The sequence below is a fragment of the Pseudomonas sp. DR48 genome (assembly GCF_019823085.1).
Taxonomy (GTDB): Bacteria; Pseudomonadota; Gammaproteobacteria; order Pseudomonadales; family Pseudomonadaceae; genus Aquipseudomonas.
Genome location: NZ_CP081946.1, coordinates 4,039,186 through 4,054,508, shown reverse-complemented (window position 1 = coordinate 4,054,508; position 15,323 = coordinate 4,039,186). Strand labels below are relative to the sequence as shown.

At 58.1% G+C, this 15,323-nt stretch carries 12 protein-coding genes and 1 pseudogene; 4 read left to right on the top strand and 9 right to left on the bottom strand.

Annotated features, from left to right (window positions below; all coding sequences use genetic code 11):
• The first annotated feature begins 45 nt into the window (after positions 1–45).
• Both lexA and sulA read left to right on the top strand, forming a co-directional pair.
• Positions 46–654: a transcriptional repressor LexA gene (gene lexA, locus K5K95_RS18325; protein WP_090182100.1), complete on the top strand. Its 609-nt coding sequence runs from the start codon at positions 46–48 to the stop codon at positions 652–654.
• A 10-nt stretch (positions 655–664) separates the two neighbouring features.
• Positions 665–1,138, top strand: a complete 474-nt coding sequence (gene sulA / locus K5K95_RS18320) for an SOS-induced cell division inhibitor SulA (RefSeq protein ID WP_222585460.1) — start codon at positions 665–667, stop codon at positions 1,136–1,138.
• Between the two features lie 90 nt (positions 1,139–1,228).
• On the opposite strand, the gene K5K95_RS18315 is transcribed toward sulA, so the two are convergent.
• The 7 genes from K5K95_RS18315 to K5K95_RS18285 form a co-directional block, all read right to left on the bottom strand.
• Positions 1,229–1,462 carry a hypothetical protein gene (locus K5K95_RS18315; RefSeq protein ID WP_090188568.1) on the bottom strand — a complete coding sequence of 78 codons (234 nt, stop codon included), beginning with the start codon at positions 1,460–1,462 and terminating at the stop codon, positions 1,229–1,231.
• A 139-nt stretch (positions 1,463–1,601) separates the two neighbouring features.
• Entirely contained in the window at positions 1,602–2,126 is a 525-nt protein-coding gene (locus K5K95_RS18310) for a DUF6586 family protein (RefSeq protein ID WP_222585459.1), read from the bottom strand.
• A 142-nt stretch (positions 2,127–2,268) separates the two neighbouring features.
• Positions 2,269–4,896 (bottom strand): type I DNA topoisomerase, encoded by a 2,628-nt coding sequence (gene topA / locus K5K95_RS18305; protein WP_222585458.1) that lies wholly within the window; start codon positions 4,894–4,896, stop codon positions 2,269–2,271.
• A 114-nt stretch (positions 4,897–5,010) separates the two neighbouring features.
• The gene (locus K5K95_RS18300) at positions 5,011–5,247 is read right to left on the bottom strand and encodes a DUF1653 domain-containing protein (protein ID WP_046047845.1); all 237 of its coding nucleotides are present in this window, start codon (positions 5,245–5,247) and stop codon (positions 5,011–5,013) included.
• Between the two features lie 100 nt (positions 5,248–5,347).
• Positions 5,348–6,523, bottom strand: coding sequence for an acetyl-CoA C-acyltransferase FadA (gene fadA, locus K5K95_RS18295; RefSeq protein WP_090182092.1), 1,176 nt, complete (start codon positions 6,521–6,523; stop codon positions 5,348–5,350).
• A gap of 32 nt (positions 6,524–6,555) precedes the next feature.
• Positions 6,556–8,703 (bottom strand): fatty acid oxidation complex subunit alpha FadB, encoded by a 2,148-nt coding sequence (gene fadB / locus K5K95_RS18290; protein WP_222585457.1) that lies wholly within the window; start codon positions 8,701–8,703, stop codon positions 6,556–6,558.
• Positions 8,704–9,240: 537 nt separating this feature from the next.
• Positions 9,241–9,678 carry a hypothetical protein gene (locus K5K95_RS18285; RefSeq protein WP_222585456.1) on the bottom strand — a complete coding sequence of 146 codons (438 nt, stop codon included), beginning with the start codon at positions 9,676–9,678 and terminating at the stop codon, positions 9,241–9,243.
• 104 nt (positions 9,679–9,782) lie between these two features.
• Here K5K95_RS18285 and K5K95_RS18280 point away from each other — a divergent pair, with 104 nt between their 5' ends.
• Positions 9,783–10,220: a universal stress protein gene (locus tag K5K95_RS18280; RefSeq protein ID WP_090182088.1), complete on the top strand. Its 438-nt coding sequence runs from the start codon at positions 9,783–9,785 to the stop codon at positions 10,218–10,220.
• 98 nt (positions 10,221–10,318) lie between these two features.
• Here K5K95_RS18280 and K5K95_RS18275 read toward each other — a convergent pair whose 3' ends face one another.
• A complete protein-coding gene (locus K5K95_RS18275) occupies positions 10,319–12,238 on the bottom strand; it encodes an ATP-binding cassette domain-containing protein (RefSeq protein ID WP_222585455.1) in 1,920 nt (639 codons plus the stop codon).
• A gap of 214 nt (positions 12,239–12,452) precedes the next feature.
• Here K5K95_RS18275 and K5K95_RS18270 point away from each other — a divergent pair, with 214 nt between their 5' ends.
• On the top strand, positions 12,453–14,381 hold the full coding sequence (locus K5K95_RS18270; protein WP_222585454.1) for a transglycosylase SLT domain-containing protein: 1,929 nt from the start codon (positions 12,453–12,455) through the stop codon (positions 14,379–14,381).
• Between the two features lie 80 nt (positions 14,382–14,461).
• On the opposite strand, the pseudogene K5K95_RS18265 reads toward K5K95_RS18270, so the two are convergent.
• A pseudogene (locus tag K5K95_RS18265) lies at positions 14,462–15,271 on the bottom strand (Fic family protein); the annotation flags it as partial.
• Positions 15,272–15,323: the final 52 nt, after the last annotated feature.

The following is a 15,323-nucleotide window of genomic DNA, read 5'->3' as shown; positions in this document are numbered from 1 at the left end:
CTGTATATAATCCCAGTCACTGTATAAAAAGACAGAGCGATCAATATGCTAAAGCTGACGCCACGCCAAGCAGAGATTCTGGCCTTCATCAAACGCTGCCTCGAAGACAACGGTTACCCGCCAACACGTGCGGAAATCGCTCAGGAACTGGGTTTCAAATCGCCCAACGCGGCGGAAGAACACCTGAAGGCACTGGCCCGAAAAGGTGCGATCGAAATGACCCCGGGCGCCTCCCGCGGCATTCGCATCCCTGGCTTCGAAGCCAAGGCCGACGAGTCCACACTGCCGATCATTGGCCGAGTGGCCGCCGGTGCGCCGATCCTGGCCCAGCAGCACATCGAAGAGTCCTGCAACATCAACCCTGCCTTCTTCCATCCGCGCGCCGACTACCTGCTGCGCGTTCATGGCATGAGCATGAAAGACGTCGGTATTTTCGACGGCGACTTGCTGGCGGTCCACACCACCCGTGAAGCCCGCAACGGCCAGATCGTCGTGGCACGGATCGGTGACGAAGTGACCGTCAAGCGTTTCAAGCGCGATGGCAGCAAAGTCTGGTTGCTTGCCGAAAACCCTGAATTCGCCCCTATCGAAGTGAACCTGAAAGATCAGGAACTGGTGATCGAAGGCTTGAGTGTTGGCGTCATTCGCCGCTAAAGGAGGCTCTATGCAGTTCCCACACACACCACAACAAGCCCAACTGCCATTGTTCGAGGCATTTCTGGCACAGCCATTGGCACCGATCCTGAAAGACGTGGTCGAGTCGCCTTGGGGCGCAGAACCCGAAGTCTTCAGCGAGCTGTCATTGCGTGGTGCGGCGGGGAACTGCCTGAATCTTCTGGCGCCCATTCTTCGGGAGCTGAGTCAGGATCAGGACGCACGCTGGCTGACACTGATTGCTCCGCCCGCCAGCCTGACTCAAGTGTGGTTGCGCGAAGCTGGCCTCAACCGCGAACGCATCCTGCTGCTGCAACCACGCGGTACTCAGAGTGCCCAGCAGCTGACTTGCGAAGCCTTGCGCCTGGGCCGCAGCCACACGGTTGTCAGCTGGCTCAACCCGCTGAACGCAAATTCACGGCAACAACTGATCAGCGCAGCCCGTATCGGGGATGCCCAAAGCCTGAATATTCGACTGGGTTAACGTGCAACAAGACGCCATGAATAGCGCAGGGCTTCTCAACGGACAGAGAAGCCGGACTGGAGCGGTTTCAGCAGAAAGCGACGAACGGGATCAATGAAGGACCCGCGAGCTCTCATCCGTATTGAATTCACCTTCAACCAGGCGCCCTGCCATCTGCACGCCGACGCTCAACATCGCCTTGGCGACTTCCACGTGCTGACCTTGCAGGAACACTTTGGCATCCTCGGAGAAATCCAAAGTAACCAGAGAACCTTCGTCCTCGGCCCTGCGCAGCTCGATTCGGCCGTCTGGTAACTCGACAATTTCTAGAAAGGACGTTGGCATAAAGGTCTGTTCTCCACGAAAGGCGGGGATTATATAGGCATCGGCCAGGCTTCGCTCAGTAACTTGACCAGATGTCATCACGAAGCAACATCTACCAGCGCTCATCCCTGAGCAGACGACCCATCGGGTCATCCTTCCCTTAACACTCGTTCAAACCTTCGCGAAACCGAATCGCCAACCCTTTCAGGTTCTGACGCCAGCTCTCCAGCTCTTCCCGACTCAGCTCCTCTGGCGCCTCTTCATCATCCAGGTTAACCGCCAGGATGAGTGGTTGCGTCACATCGCCTTTAGGCTTGTGCGGAGCGCGAGGTGGTTGAAACAACGCTGCATGCGCCGCCAACAGTTTGGCCAGCCAGGTTTCAGGGTTTTGCGCCAACTCGACCATCTCGGCCATTTCGGGAATGGCGATGGCGTCCAGCACCTCGCGAGTCAGCAGTAACTCGGCCCGAGGCGCGCTGGCCTGAGGCAGGCGATAGAAGCCGGCGATTTCATGACACAGGCCCAGCAGCGCACCGTACAGGTGGAACAGCGCCGATTCACGTCCTGCCTGAATCAACGCCAGGGAGTTCATTGCCCGCCCTTCTTCGGCTTTGGCCAGCGCTTCCAGCGACAGGCCGGCGAAATAAATCTTCTGGTTGGTGCGGGTATAGAGTTCGTGGGCCATGACGGCAGTCTCCACAACGAAATAATTGCTTCACGCAGGTCAGACAGTGTCGTGGATCACCTCCGCCTCCCGCAAGCACAAAACAAAAAGGCCGCATGAAAACCCGAGGGTTTGCATGCGGCCTTCTGTGTATCGCGCCTGATTAAGCCTTGGCTGCCGGACGCTTGTCTTCAACAGTCCACTTACCGCCGTCGTAATACGCTTTCCAGCCAGTCGGCTTACCGTCGACTTCAGTCTGTACGTACTGCTCTTTGGTCTTGCGGCTGTAACGGATCACGGCAGGCAGGCCGTCCGGATCCTTTTTCGGTGCTTCGCAGAGGAAATGGTACTTCGGATCGATCTCATCCTTGTGCGGCACGATTTCCATGACCAGCGGAGCACGAGTCTCGCGGTTTTTCGGGAATTGGCTGGCCGCCAGGAACAGACCGGAAGCACCGTCACGCAAGATGTAGGTGTCGTTGACCTTCTCGCATTTAAGCTCAGGCATCTTCACCGGGTCCATCTTCGGCGGCGCCGCGTCCCCGCTTTTCAGCAGTTTGCGGGTGTTCTTGCACGTTGGATTGGTGCAACCGAAGAACTTGCCGAAACGGCCAGTCTTGAGCTGCATCTCACTGCCGCACTTGTCGCATTCCAGACTCGGACCTTCATAGCCCTTGATGCGGTAGTTGCCCTCTTCGACTTCGTAGCCGTCGCAATCCGGGTTGTTACCGCAGATGTGCAGCTTGCGCTTTTCATCCAGAAGGTAAGCATCCATCGCCGTGCTGCAAATCGGGCAACGGTGTTTGCCGCGCAGGACCAGCGATTCCGACTCACCCTCGTCGTCCGCAGCGATTTCATCGCCCGGCACCAGGTTGACCGTGGCCTTGCAGCGTTCTTTCGGCGGCAGGCTGTAGCCCGAGCAACCCAGGAACACACCAGTGGACGCTGTACGAATCTGCATTGGACGACCGCACACCACACACGGAATGTCAGTCATTACCGGTTGGTTGGCGCGCATGCCGCCTTCGGCGCTTTCGGCTACTTCGAGCTTCTTCTTGAAGTCGCCGTAGAACTCGTCGAGCACGTTTTTCCAGTCGCGTTCGCCTTGGGCTACGTCATCGAGATTCTCTTCCATGCCGGCGGTGAAGCCGTAGTCCATGAGATTTGAGAAGCTCTCGGCCAGACGCTCAGTGACGATGTCACCCATCTTTTCCGAGTAGAAACGACGGTTGTGCAGCGCGACGTAACCACGGTCCTGAATGGTCGAAATGATCGCTGCATAAGTCGAAGGACGACCGATGCCGCGTTTTTCCATCTCTTTAACCAGGCTCGCTTCCGAGTAACGCGCCGGCGGCTTGGTGAAGTGCTGGGTCGGATCAAGCTTGATCAGCTTCATCGCGTCACCCTGGGCCATGTCCGGCAGCACATCGTCATCGCCTGGCTTGGCGATTTGCGGCATGACGCGGGTGTAACCGTCGAACTTCAGGATACGGCCCTTGGCGCGCAACTCGAAATCACCGGCGCCGACAGTAACAGTGGTCGACAGGTATTGAGCCGGCAGCATCTGGCAAGCGAGGAACTGGCGCCAGATCAGCTCATAGAGCCGCTCTGCGTCACGTTCCATGCCCGACAGCTTGCTTGGCTCGGTATTGGCGTCGGACGGACGAATCGCTTCGTGAGCCTCTTGTGCGCCTTCCTTGCTGCTGTAGACGTTCGGGGTTTCCGGCAGGTACTTCTTGCCGAACTCGCCTTCGATATAAGTGCGCGCCATCGTCACGGCATCGGCCGAGAGGTTGGTGGAGTCGGTACGCATATAAGTGATGTAGCCCGCTTCATACAAGCGCTGGGCCATCATCATGGTTTTCTTCACGCCGAAGCCCAGGCGATTACTCGCCGCCTGTTGCAGGGTGGACGTGATGAACGGTGCCGACGGCTTGCTGCTGGTCGGCTTGTCTTCGCGTTTTACGATGCTGTAGCTGGAAGCCTTGAGCTTCTCCAGCGCAGCCATGGCCTGGGCTTCGTTGAGCGGCTTAAAGGCCTCGCCTTTCTCGCGAGCCACGTCAAAGCGCACGGTCGCGCCCTTGGCGGTGCCCAGGTCAGCGTGAACCTCCCAGTACTCTTCCGGGTTGAACGCGCGAATTTCACGCTCACGCTCAACGACCAGCTTCACCGCCACCGACTGCACACGACCGGCAGACAGACCACGGGCAACTTTGGCCCACAGCAGCGGAGAAACCATGTAACCCACGACACGGTCGAGGAAACGACGTGCTTGCTGTGCGTTTACACGATCAATGTCCAGCTCGCCCGGTTTGGAGAAGGCTTCCTGGATCGCTTTCTTGGTGATTTCGTTGAACACCACGCGCTTGTAGCGGCTGTCGTCACCACCGATGGCTTCGCGCAGGTGCCAGGCAATGGCTTCCCCCTCGCGATCCAAGTCGGTTGCGAGATAGATGGTGTCAGCATCCTTGGCGAGCCGGCGCAGCTCTTCGATGACCTTTTCCTTGCCCGGGAGGATCTCGTACTTGGCTTTCCAGCCATGATCGGGATCGACACCCATGCGCGAGACCAGCTGCTTGCGCGCTTTCTCTTTCGGCGTGAGCACCGGACCTTCACCCGCGGCGGCCTTGCCGCGCTTGGCGGCTGGCTCTTTGCTGGCGCTAGCCGAACCGCTGGTGGGCAGGTCTCGGATATGGCCGATACTCGACTTCACCACGTATTGGTTACCCAGATACTTGTTGATGGTCTTGGCCTTAGCCGGGGATTCCACAATGACCAGCGATTTGCCCATGGATCAGAAAATTCCTGAATTCTAGAAGTGAAAGGCGGTTGGCGCCTGACGCGGCACCGCTATATATAGTGGCTACAAGGTGAGGTCAAGCGCAGGGTTTTGCGCGCACTCAGCTTATGGCTTCGAAAAAAGGCTCGGTTCGGCTTGCACCAAAGCAAAGCGTGGCACCTGTTCGCCGTCAACTTCGACCGACTCCAGGAACATGCTCAAGGGACGCACCCAAAAGCCGTAATCGCCATACAGGGCTTGATAGAAGACCACTTCTTCTTCGGTTTCCGAGTGCCGCGCAATGCTGAATACGCGGTACTGAGGACCTTTGTAATGCTGGTAGAGCCCAGGTTGTATCGGCATGGCTTGGCCCTCACTCAAATCTTTTAAAAATAAAAACAAAAAATAAATTCAGAAAAACAAAAACCGGGGCACTTGGCCCCGGCTTCCGTCAACGGAACGCTTAAACGCGTTCGAAGACGGTGGAGATGCCTTGGCCGAGACCAATGCACATGGTGGCTACCCCGAAGGTGCCGCCATTTTGCTTCATCACGTTCAGCAGAGTGCCGGAGATACGGGCACCGGAGCAACCGAACGGGTGACCCAAGGCGATTGCGCCGCCGTGCAGGTTAACCTTCTCGTTCATCTTGTCGAGCACTTTCAAATCTTTCAGCACTGGCAAGGCCTGTGCGGCGAAAGCTTCGTTGAGCTCAAAGAAGTCGATATCGTTAATACCGAGGCCCGCACGCTTCAAGGCTTTTTGGGTGGCCGGTACTGGACCATAGCCCATGATCGCCGGGTCCACACCTGCCACTGCCATCGAGCGGATCACCGCCATAGGCTGGATACCCAGGTCTTGTGCACGCTGCGCCGACATCACGATCATGCACGAAGCACCGTCGGTGATCTGCGACGAAGTACCTGCTGTCACGGTGCCGCCCTTCGGGTTGAAAGCAGGCTTGAGAGCCGCCAGGCTTTCCAGGGTGGTTTCCGGACGAATGGTTTCGTCGTAGTCGAACAGTTTCAGGAAACCGTTCTCGTCGTAGCCTTGCATCGGGATGATTTCGTCTTTGAACTTGCCTTCCACAGTCGCCTTGTGAGCGAGCTGGTGGGAACGCACGCCGAAAGCATCCTGCTGTTCGCGAGTGATGCCGTGCATTTTACCCAGCATTTCAGCGGTCAGGCCCATCATGCCCGAAGCTTTTGCCGCGTACAGCGACATGTGCGGGTTCGGATCGACACCGTGCATCATGCTCACGTGGCCCATGTGCTCGACGCCGCCGACCACGAACACGTCACCGTTGCCGGTCATGATCGCTTGTGCGGCAGTGTGCAGAGCGCTCATCGACGAACCACACAGACGGCTGACGGTCTGGCCGGCGGCAGTGTGCGGGATCTGAGTCATCAGGGACGCCATGCGGGCGATGTTCCAGCCCTGCTCCAGGGTCTGGTTTACGCAGCCCCAGATGACGTCTTCGACTTCATTCGGGTCGACCTTGACGTTGCGTTCCAGCAATTTGCTGATCAAGTGCGCCGACATGTCCTCGGCGCGGGTGTTGCGGTGCATGCCGCCCTTGGAGCGGCCCATCGGAGTACGACCGAAGTCGACAATCACGACGTCTCTTGGATTCAAGCTCATAAAATTTCACTCTCGCTCAAAAGTTGGGACGCTTAACCGAAGAACCGTTGGCCGGTTTTGGCCATTTCACGCAGTTTTGCGGTCGGGTGGTACAGCGCGCCCAAATCAGCGTACTGGTCAGCCAGGGCAACGAACTCGGCAACACCGATCGAATCGATGTAGCGCAGCGCACCGCCACGGAATGGAGGGAAACCAATACCGTAGACCAGACCCATGTCGGCTTCGGCAGCGGTTTCGACGATACCGTCTTCCAGGCAGCGTACCGTTTCCAGGCACAGCGGGATCATCATCCAGTTGATGATGTCTTCGTCAGTGACTTCGCGCTGCTCGTAAACGATCGGCTTGAGCACTTCCAGCACCGACGGATCGGCCACTTTCTTCTGCTTGCCTTTCTTGTCGGTCTCGTAGGCGTAGAAGCCTTTGCCATTTTTCTGGCCCAGGCGCTTGGCTTCGTAGAGCACGTCGACAGCCGAGCGGCGGTCGTCTTTCATGCGGTCCGGGAAGCCTTCAGCCATCACGTCACGACCGTGGTGACCGGTGTCGATACCGACCACGTCCATCAGATAGGCCGGGCCCATTGGCCAGCCGAATTTTTCCATGACCTTGTCGATACGGACGAAGTCCACACCTGCGCTGACCAGCTTGGCGAAACCGCCGAAGTACGGGAACAGCACGCGGTTGACCAGGAAGCCCGGGCAGTCGTTGACGACGATCGGGTTCTTGCCCATTTTCTTGGCGTAGGCAACGGTGGTGGCAACTGCCAGCTCACTGGACTTCTCGCCACGAATCACTTCAACCAGCGGCATCATGTGCACCGGGTTGAAGAAGTGCATGCCGACGAAGTTTTCCGGACGCTTGAGGGCTTTGGCCAGCAAGGTGATGGAAATAGTCGAGGTGTTGGACGCGAGGATGGTGTCCTCTTTGACCTTGTCTTCGACTTCAGCCAGCACGGCTTGCTTGACCTTTGGGTTCTCGACGACAGCTTCAACCACCAGATCCACGTGACCGAAATCACCGTAGGACAGGGTCGGACGAATGCCGTTGAGCACTTCAGCCATTTTCGCCGGGGTCATACGACCTTTATCAACGCGGCCCACCAGCAGCTTGGCGGCTTCAGCCAGACCTTGCTCGATGCCGTGCTCGTTGATGTCCTTCATCAGGATCGGAGTGCCTTTGGACGCCGACTGATAAGCGATACCGCCGCCCATGATGCCAGCGCCCAATACGGCAGCCTGCTTCACGTCCTTGGCGATTTCATCGTAGGCCTTGGCCTTTTTCTTCAGTTCCTGATCATTCAGGAACAGACCGATCAAGCTCTGCGCGGCAGAGGTCTTGGCCAGTTTGACGAAACCGGCCGCCTCGACTTCCAGCGCCTTGTCACGACCGAAGTTCGCGGCTTTCTGGATGGTCTTGATCGCTTCAACCGGCGCCGGGTAGTTAGGGCCCGCTTGCCCGGCAACGAAACCTTTGGCGGTTTCGAAAGCCATCATTTGTTCGATGGCGTTCAGCTTGAGCTTTTCCAGCTTCGGCTGACGCTTGGCCTTGTAGTCGAACTCGCCGGAGATGGCGCGCTTGATCAGCTCAAGGGCTGCTTCCTGCAGCTTCTCAGGTGCAACCACTGCATCGACGGCGCTGACTTTCAGTGCGTCTTCAGGACGGTTTTCCTTGCCGGAGGCAATCCACTCGATGGCGTTGTCGGCACCGATCAGGCGCGGCAGGCGCACGGTGCCGCCGAAGCCAGGGTAGATGCCCAGCTTCACTTCCGGCAGACCGATCTTGGCCTTGGTCGACATGACGCGGTAGTCCGCCGCCAGGCACATTTCCAGACCGCCACCCAGGGCGATACCGTTGATCGCGGCGACAGTCGGGACGTTGAGGTCTTCGAAATCGCTGAAAATCTTGTTGGCTTCCAGATTGCCAGCAACAAGCTCGGCATCAGGCAGCTTGAAGTTCTCGACAAATTCGGTGATGTCGGCGCCGACGATGAAGACGTCCTTGCCACTGCTGACGATCACACCCTTGATCGAAGCATCTGCCTTGATGGTGTCTACGGCCTGACGCAGTTCGTTCAGGGTTAGACGGTTGAACTTGTTGACGGACTCACCCTTGAGGTCGAATTTCAATTCGACGATGCCACTTTCAAGAGCCTTAACCGTGATGGCTTTACCTTCGTAAATCATCAACTGATCTCCACGATATGGAAGCTGAACAGTACACGTCGGACGCAGGCAAATGGCTTGGCAGGACGTTTAACGTCGATGCTACGCCCATCTACCCGGCACACCCGCCAACGCGATAGTCGGGATTCTGTAGGAGCATTCTGAAAACAAACGCTCAATTCATACGCCCGTTTGATTTGGGTACGCCACCTTCACGGAATTTCCGACAATTGTCAATCGCCCAAAATACGGGTTGAAACGCGACTTTGCGGTCACTTCCGTACTGCGAAGATCTTCAACACGCGGATGCATGTGTAGCCATTCATAGAATCAATAGTTAGAAAAGTCGCCCTAATTCGCTGCAGCCTTTGTTTAACAAGCTACGCTGGCAGGAACCTGAGGAAAAAATATCAACGCTGTTGGCGAATGCCCGGCGAAGATTCAGTGACGCAAAGAATTACCGGCCTGCCTGGCCAATCCCGCCCGATGATGATGTCGGGCTTTTTATTGCCTGTCTGTCGGAGGTTTCGCGCCATTGCAGCGCGAAATGTCCACGGGTCATGCCAGCGCTTTCAGCACCGCATCAATGTCCTGCAATACTGTCGCTTCTCCTTTTTCGCCCCAATACAGCGTAATCATTTGCTTGTCCGCCTCAACCTTGTAGACATTGGCTGGCAATTTTTCGAAATGATTGAGCAGTGTCTGATCTTCACAGACTTCCTGCCACTGATTCACCCACACACCCGGCGACTTTTGCCAGTAGCTCCAGCACGCGGGCTGGTTGCCACGACGCGGCCGATGGTACTGGGCACAAGGGCTTGGCGGCTCCTGACTCAGCCAGTGCGGCCACTCTTGCGGTGCCAGTTGCATGGACAGCCCGATGCGTCGCGCCTCCATGCGCAACGCCATTCGACCACTCTGCCCGCGAGACGGGCGCAACCATGCCAGCGGGCTCAGTACCACCAGCAGGATTGACACCACTATCCAGACCGTCATATCTGTACTCCCGATTCTTGATGGGCGCTTTGAGTCACTTTGGAACCAATGCGCTTGAAACCAGCCATACTTACCAATATTGCAATCCTCAGGAGGAGCACCTCATGCCCTACACCCACATTCTGGTCGCTGTAGACCTAACCGAAGAGTGCGACCCTGTCATCCACCGTGCTCGCGAGCTGTCAGTGAGCAGCGGTGCGAAATTATCCCTGGTGCACATCGTCGAACCCATGGCCATGGCCTTTGGCGGCGACGTCCCCATGGACCTGTCACAACTGCAACAACAACAGTTTGATCAGGCCAAGGAGCGTCTGGACCGGCTGATCGTGAAATACCCGGAACTCTCCAAGGAATACAGCCACCTGACCTACGGCCAGCCACGCCAGGAGATCCACCACCTGGCCAAGGAGCAAACCTGCGACCTGATCGTGGTGGGTAGCCATGGTCGACACGGCCTCGCACTGCTGCTGGGCTCGACCGCCAATGACGTGCTGCACGGTGCGCCTTGCGATGTACTCGCGGTTCGCCTGATCAAGAGCTAACCGCGCCACAGGGCACCTACAACAGCCTGTAGATCGCAATCCATACAAAAAGCCCGGCGCTCATCACTGAGCGCCGGGCTTTTTTATCGCAGGGTCAATCAGGCATCCAGCTCGGCCCAGCGCTCGACCATCACGTCCAGTTCAGCCTGCAACTGTTCCAGCTGGGCGATCACCGCTGCTGTCTCCGTCGCCGGACGCTGATAGAAAGCCGTATCTGCCATCTGAGCTTCAACGGTAGCGATCTGCTTTTCCATGACTTCAATCTGGCCCGGCAACATTTCCAGCTCACGCTGCAATTTGTAGCTGAGCTTTTTCTTCGCCACCGGTGCTTCGACCGCTGCTGCCACCGGCGCTGCTTCGGCAGTCACGACCGCGGAGGCCAAGTCGGCCTTGCCGGATTTGCTTTCGGTCACGCCCAACAGACGCGGCGAACCGCCCTGACGCAACCAGTCCTGATAACCACCGACGTATTCACGAACCTTGCCTTCACCTTCGAAAACCAGGGTACTGGTCACCACGTTGTCGAGGAATGCCCGGTCGTGGCTGACCATCAGCACGGTGCCATTGAAGGTCAGCAAGACCTCTTCCAGCAGTTCGAGGGTTTCCACGTCGAGGTCGTTGGTCGGTTCGTCGAGGACCAACAGGTTGGCTGGCTTGCTGAACAGTTTCGCCAGCAGCAGGCGCGCACGCTCACCACCCGACAGCGCCTTGACCGGCGTGCGGGCACGCTGCGGGCTGAACAGGAAGTCGCCGAGGTAGCTCAGGACGTGACGGCTCTGACCGTCGATATCGATGAAGTCGCGACCTTCGGCAACGTTGTCGATCACGGTCTTTTCCAGATCCAGCTGATGGCGCAACTGGTCGAAATAGGCCACGTCGATGCGCGTCCCCTCCTCCACCGTGCCGCTGGTCGGTTGCAGACCACTGAGCATCAACTTGAGCAATGTGGTCTTGCCGGTACCGTTGGCGCCGAGCAGACCGATACGGTCGCCGCGCGTCAGGACCATCGAGAAGTCCTTGATCAGGAACGGGCCACCCGGGTGAGCGAAGCTCACGTTCTCGAGAACCATTACCTGCTTGCCGGACTTGTCAGCGGTGTCCAACTGAATGTTGGCCTTGCCGGTGCGTTCACGACGCTCGCTACGCTCGACGCGCAGGGCTTTCAAGGCGCGTACGCGGCCTTCGTTACGGGTGCGACGCGCCTTGATGCCTTGGCGGATCCAGACTTCTTCCTGGGCCAGCTTCTTGTCGAACAGCGCGTTGGCGGTCTCTTCAGCCGCCAGCGAGGCCTCTTTGTGAACGAGGAAACTGGCGTAGTCGCCGTTCCAGTCGATCAGGCCACCGCGATCCAGTTCCAGAATGCGGGTGGCGAGGTTCTGCAGGAACGAACGGTCGTGCGTGATGAACAGCACGGCGCCCTGGAAATCCTTCAGCGCTTCTTCGAGCCAGGCAATCGCACCGATGTCCAGGTGGTTGGTGGGTTCGTCGAGCAGCAGCAGGTCCGGTTCGGAAACCAGGGCCTGAGCCAGCAGGACGCGACGACGCCAGCCGCCGGACAATTGGGCGAGGGTTTTGTCGGCCGGCAATTGCAGACGGCTCAAGGTGCTGTCGACCAGTTGCTGCAGGCGCCAGCCATCACGGGCTTCGAGGTCGTGCTGGACATGCATCAGTTTGTCCAGGTCGGCATCGGTGACGATGTTCTGGCTCAGGTGGTGATACTGCGCGAGCAGCTCGCCGACACCGTCCAGGCCTTCGGCAACCACGTCGAACACGGTCCGCTCGTCGGCTACCGGCAATTCTTGCGGCAATTCGCCAATCTTGAGGCCTGGCGCACGCCAAACGGAGCCCTCATCGGGCTTCTGGTCGCCCTTGACGAGCTTCATCATGCTGGACTTGCCAGTGCCGTTGCGGCCGATGATGCACACCCGCTCTCCACGGGCGATCTGCCAGGACACCTTGTCCAACAACGGCATAGCGCCGAAAGCAAGGGACACATCGCTGAATTTGAGCAGGGTCATGAGCTTCTCCAAAAACCGGGCGCGTATTCTACCTGACTTGAGGCTTCAGAAGGCCGGCAATTTCACCTTCGTCTCACTCTGCATGACAATTGTTGCGAACTTGTGCCGCAAGGCCGGCAAAGCTTTCGCCCGTTGCTGGCAAAAGGCTAAGCTACAGATTATCCAGTGCGACTTACGTCAGCACTTGTCATGATTTTCTCTGCCCGGACGTCTCATGCGCAGTCGCCTTTTTAGTTTTTTATCTTGTTTGATTCTCTCTGCCGCTGCCGTTCAAACCGCCCAGGCGGTGGACCTGTCTACCCAACGTCAATATTACGATGAGGCCAAGCGCGCCCTGGCCAAGGGCGATACCGGCCCTTATTTCCGCTACAGCCAGGCCCTCAGCGATTATCCGCTGGAACCCTACCTGGCTTACGATGAGCTGACCGCGCGACTGAAAACCGCCAGTAATGCCGAGATCGAAAAATTTCTGGCCGAACACGGCGACCTGCCGCAGGCCAACTGGATGAAACTGCGCTGGTTGCGCTGGCTGGCCGAGCGCGGTGACTGGGCGACTTTCGTCAAGTACTACGACCCCAAGCTCAACTTCACGGAGCTGGACTGCCTGAACGCGCAATATCAGATCGGTCACAACCAGAAAACCGAAGGCTACGCCAACGCGAATAAACTCTGGCTGACCGGCAAGTCCCAGCCCGCTGCGTGCGATGCACTGTTTGGGCAATGGGCCGCCGAAGGTCAGCTGACCGAACAGAAACGCTGGGAGCGCACCAAGCTCGCCGCCCAGGCGCGCAACTATCCGTTAGCCAACAGTCTGGTCAGCGGCCTGACGACCCTGGCCCCTCGAGGCCGCTTGCTGATCGATGTGGCGCAAAAACCCGAGCTGCTCAACCAGCCTTCGCGCTTCACCCCGGCCGATGAGCCAATGTCCGACGTGGTCAGCCTCGGCCTGCGCCGCCTGGCCCGCCAGGATCCCGACAAGGCCATGGAGTTGCTCGATGGCTATGCCAGCAGCATGCATTTCTCCCGTGATGAGAAAGTGGCCATCGCCCGTGAAATCGGTTTGACCCTCGCCCGCCGCTTCGACCCTCGCGCGCTGGACGTCATGACCAAATATGACCCCGAGCTGCGCGACAACACCGTGTCGGAATGGCGCCTGCGCCTATTGCTGCGCCTGGCCCGCTGGGACGATGCCTATCAGCTGACTCGCCGCCTGCCGCAGGATCTGGCGACCACCAATCGCTGGCGCTACTGGCAGGCTCGCAGCCTGGAACTGGCGCAGCCGCAGAACCCGGAAGCGCAAACGCTCTACAAGAACCTCGCTCGTGAGCGCGACTTCTACGGTTTCCTCGCCGCCGATCGTTCGCAGTCTCCGTATTCACTGGCGAACAAGCCGCTGGTGCTGAGCCAGGCATTGATGAACAAGGTGCGCAACACGCCGGGCATTCGTCGCGCCCTGGAGTTTCACGCTCGCGGGCAGATCGTCGATGGCCGTCGTGAGTGGTACCACGTCAGCCGGCACTTCAATCGGGATGAAATGGTCGCCCAGGCAAAACTGGCCTACGACCTGAAATGGTATTTCCCGGCGATCCGCACCATCAGCCAGGCGCAATACTGGGACGATCTGGACATCCGCTTCCCGATGGCCCACCGCGAAACCATGGTGCGTGAAGCCAAGGTCCGTGGCCTGCACTCGAGCTGGGTGTTTGCCATCACTCGTCAGGAAAGCGCCTTCATGGACGACGCCCGCTCCGGCGTCGGCGCCAGCGGCCTGATGCAACTGATGCCGGGCACCGCCAAGGAAACCGCGCGTAAATTCAGCATCCCGTTGGCCTCGCCGCAACAAGTGCTCGACCCGGACAAAAACATCCAGCTCGGCGCCGCCTACCTGAGCCAGGTTCACAGTCAGTTCAACGGCAACCGCGTCCTCGCCTCCGCCGCCTACAACGCCGGCCCTGGCCGCGTTCGTCAATGGTTGCGCGGCGCCGATCACCTGAGCTTCGACGTTTGGGTGGAGAGCATCCCGTTCGACGAAACCCGCCAGTACGTGCAAAACGTGCTGTCGTACTCGGTGATCTACGGCCAGAAACTCAACTCGCCACAGCCACTGGTGGACTGGCATGAGCGGTATTTTGACGATCAGTAAGGATGGTTTGACCTGCTGAACAAAAATGCCCGCATCGATTGATGTGGGCATTTTTTTTACCTTAAGAACGTCTACGCCGATTAGAGCCGTGCGGCAGTCTGTTTACCCTGCGAGGTCAGACGATACTTTTGAGCCGGGCTGCTTGGCGATTCGGGATGGGTCATTTCAATCAAATCAGCAGCCAATGCAGGCTTGAGGTAGTTAGCCCGAAAGATGGCCTTGTGCACCAAACCGACCTCAGCCATCAAGTCGCTGATTTTAAGCGGACCATTAACATGAAGCGCAGCCAATAACTTCCCTACTGGGTCGGTTACTAGGTCGGTTACTGGGTCGGTTACTGATTCAGTGTCGGCCGCTTCCTTCAACGCAACGCTCAATGCTTGCAGCATGAACTCGACGAAAGGTGTCGATTCAGCCAACTGGTCTGCCGCCGACAATGCTGCGTAATAGGCATCCTGCTGCTCTCGAATAACCGCTTCGACTGGCAGATAAGCCAACACCGATCTCCATTGACTGAGTATCAAGGTTTGCCAGAGTCGCCCAATTCGACCATTTCCATCAGCGAAGGGATGAATGAACTCGAATTCGTAGTGGAACACGCAGCTGACAATCAAAGGATGCCAATCCGAATCCCCGAGCCACGCCAGTAAATCGTCCATCAAGTGCGCAACACGACTCGGCGGCGGGGCCATGTGGACCAACTTTTCGCCACGGTAAATACCTACACCGGCTCGGCGAAACTGCCCACAGTCGTCAATCAATCCACCCATCAGCAACTCATGCGCCCGTAACAGGTCAGCGCGGCTGCTCGACCGCCACTCAGGCATGGCCTCATAAGTCGCAAACGCGTTACGCACTTCCTGGATTTCTCGCGGCAGGCCAAGTACGTCGCGTTCGCAACAGAGGTCGACATAATGCCCGAACCCGGCAGTATTCAGCAGC

Bases quoted from the DNA above. Each gene is read 5' to 3' on its own strand.
- sulA (WP_222585460.1), top strand. From the start codon at position 665: ATGCAGTTCCCACACACACCACAACAAGCCCAACTGCCATTGTTCGAG.
- topA (WP_222585458.1), bottom strand. From the start codon at position 4,896: ATGGGCAAATCGCTGGTCATTGTGGAATCCCCGGCTAAGGCCAAGACC.
- K5K95_RS18280 (WP_090182088.1), top strand. From the start codon at position 9,783: ATGCCCTACACCCACATTCTGGTCGCTGTAGACCTAACCGAAGAGTGC.
- K5K95_RS18285 (WP_222585456.1), bottom strand. From the start codon at position 9,678: ATGACGGTCTGGATAGTGGTGTCAATCCTGCTGGTGGTACTGAGCCCG.
- fadA (WP_090182092.1), bottom strand. From the start codon at position 6,523: ATGAGCTTGAATCCAAGAGACGTCGTGATTGTCGACTTCGGTCGTACT.
- K5K95_RS18275 (WP_222585455.1), bottom strand. From the start codon at position 12,238: ATGACCCTGCTCAAATTCAGCGATGTGTCCCTTGCTTTCGGCGCTATG.
- fadB (WP_222585457.1), bottom strand. From the start codon at position 8,703: ATGATTTACGAAGGTAAAGCCATCACGGTTAAGGCTCTTGAAAGTGGC.
- K5K95_RS18270 (WP_222585454.1), top strand. From the start codon at position 12,453: ATGCGCAGTCGCCTTTTTAGTTTTTTATCTTGTTTGATTCTCTCTGCC.
- K5K95_RS18310 (WP_222585459.1), bottom strand. From the start codon at position 2,126: ATGGCCCACGAACTCTATACCCGCACCAACCAGAAGATTTATTTCGCC.
- lexA (WP_090182100.1), top strand. From the start codon at position 46: ATGCTAAAGCTGACGCCACGCCAAGCAGAGATTCTGGCCTTCATCAAA.
- K5K95_RS18300 (WP_046047845.1), bottom strand. From the start codon at position 5,247: ATGCCGATACAACCTGGGCTCTACCAGCATTACAAAGGTCCTCAGTAC.
- K5K95_RS18315 (WP_090188568.1), bottom strand. From the start codon at position 1,462: ATGCCAACGTCCTTTCTAGAAATTGTCGAGTTACCAGACGGCCGAATC.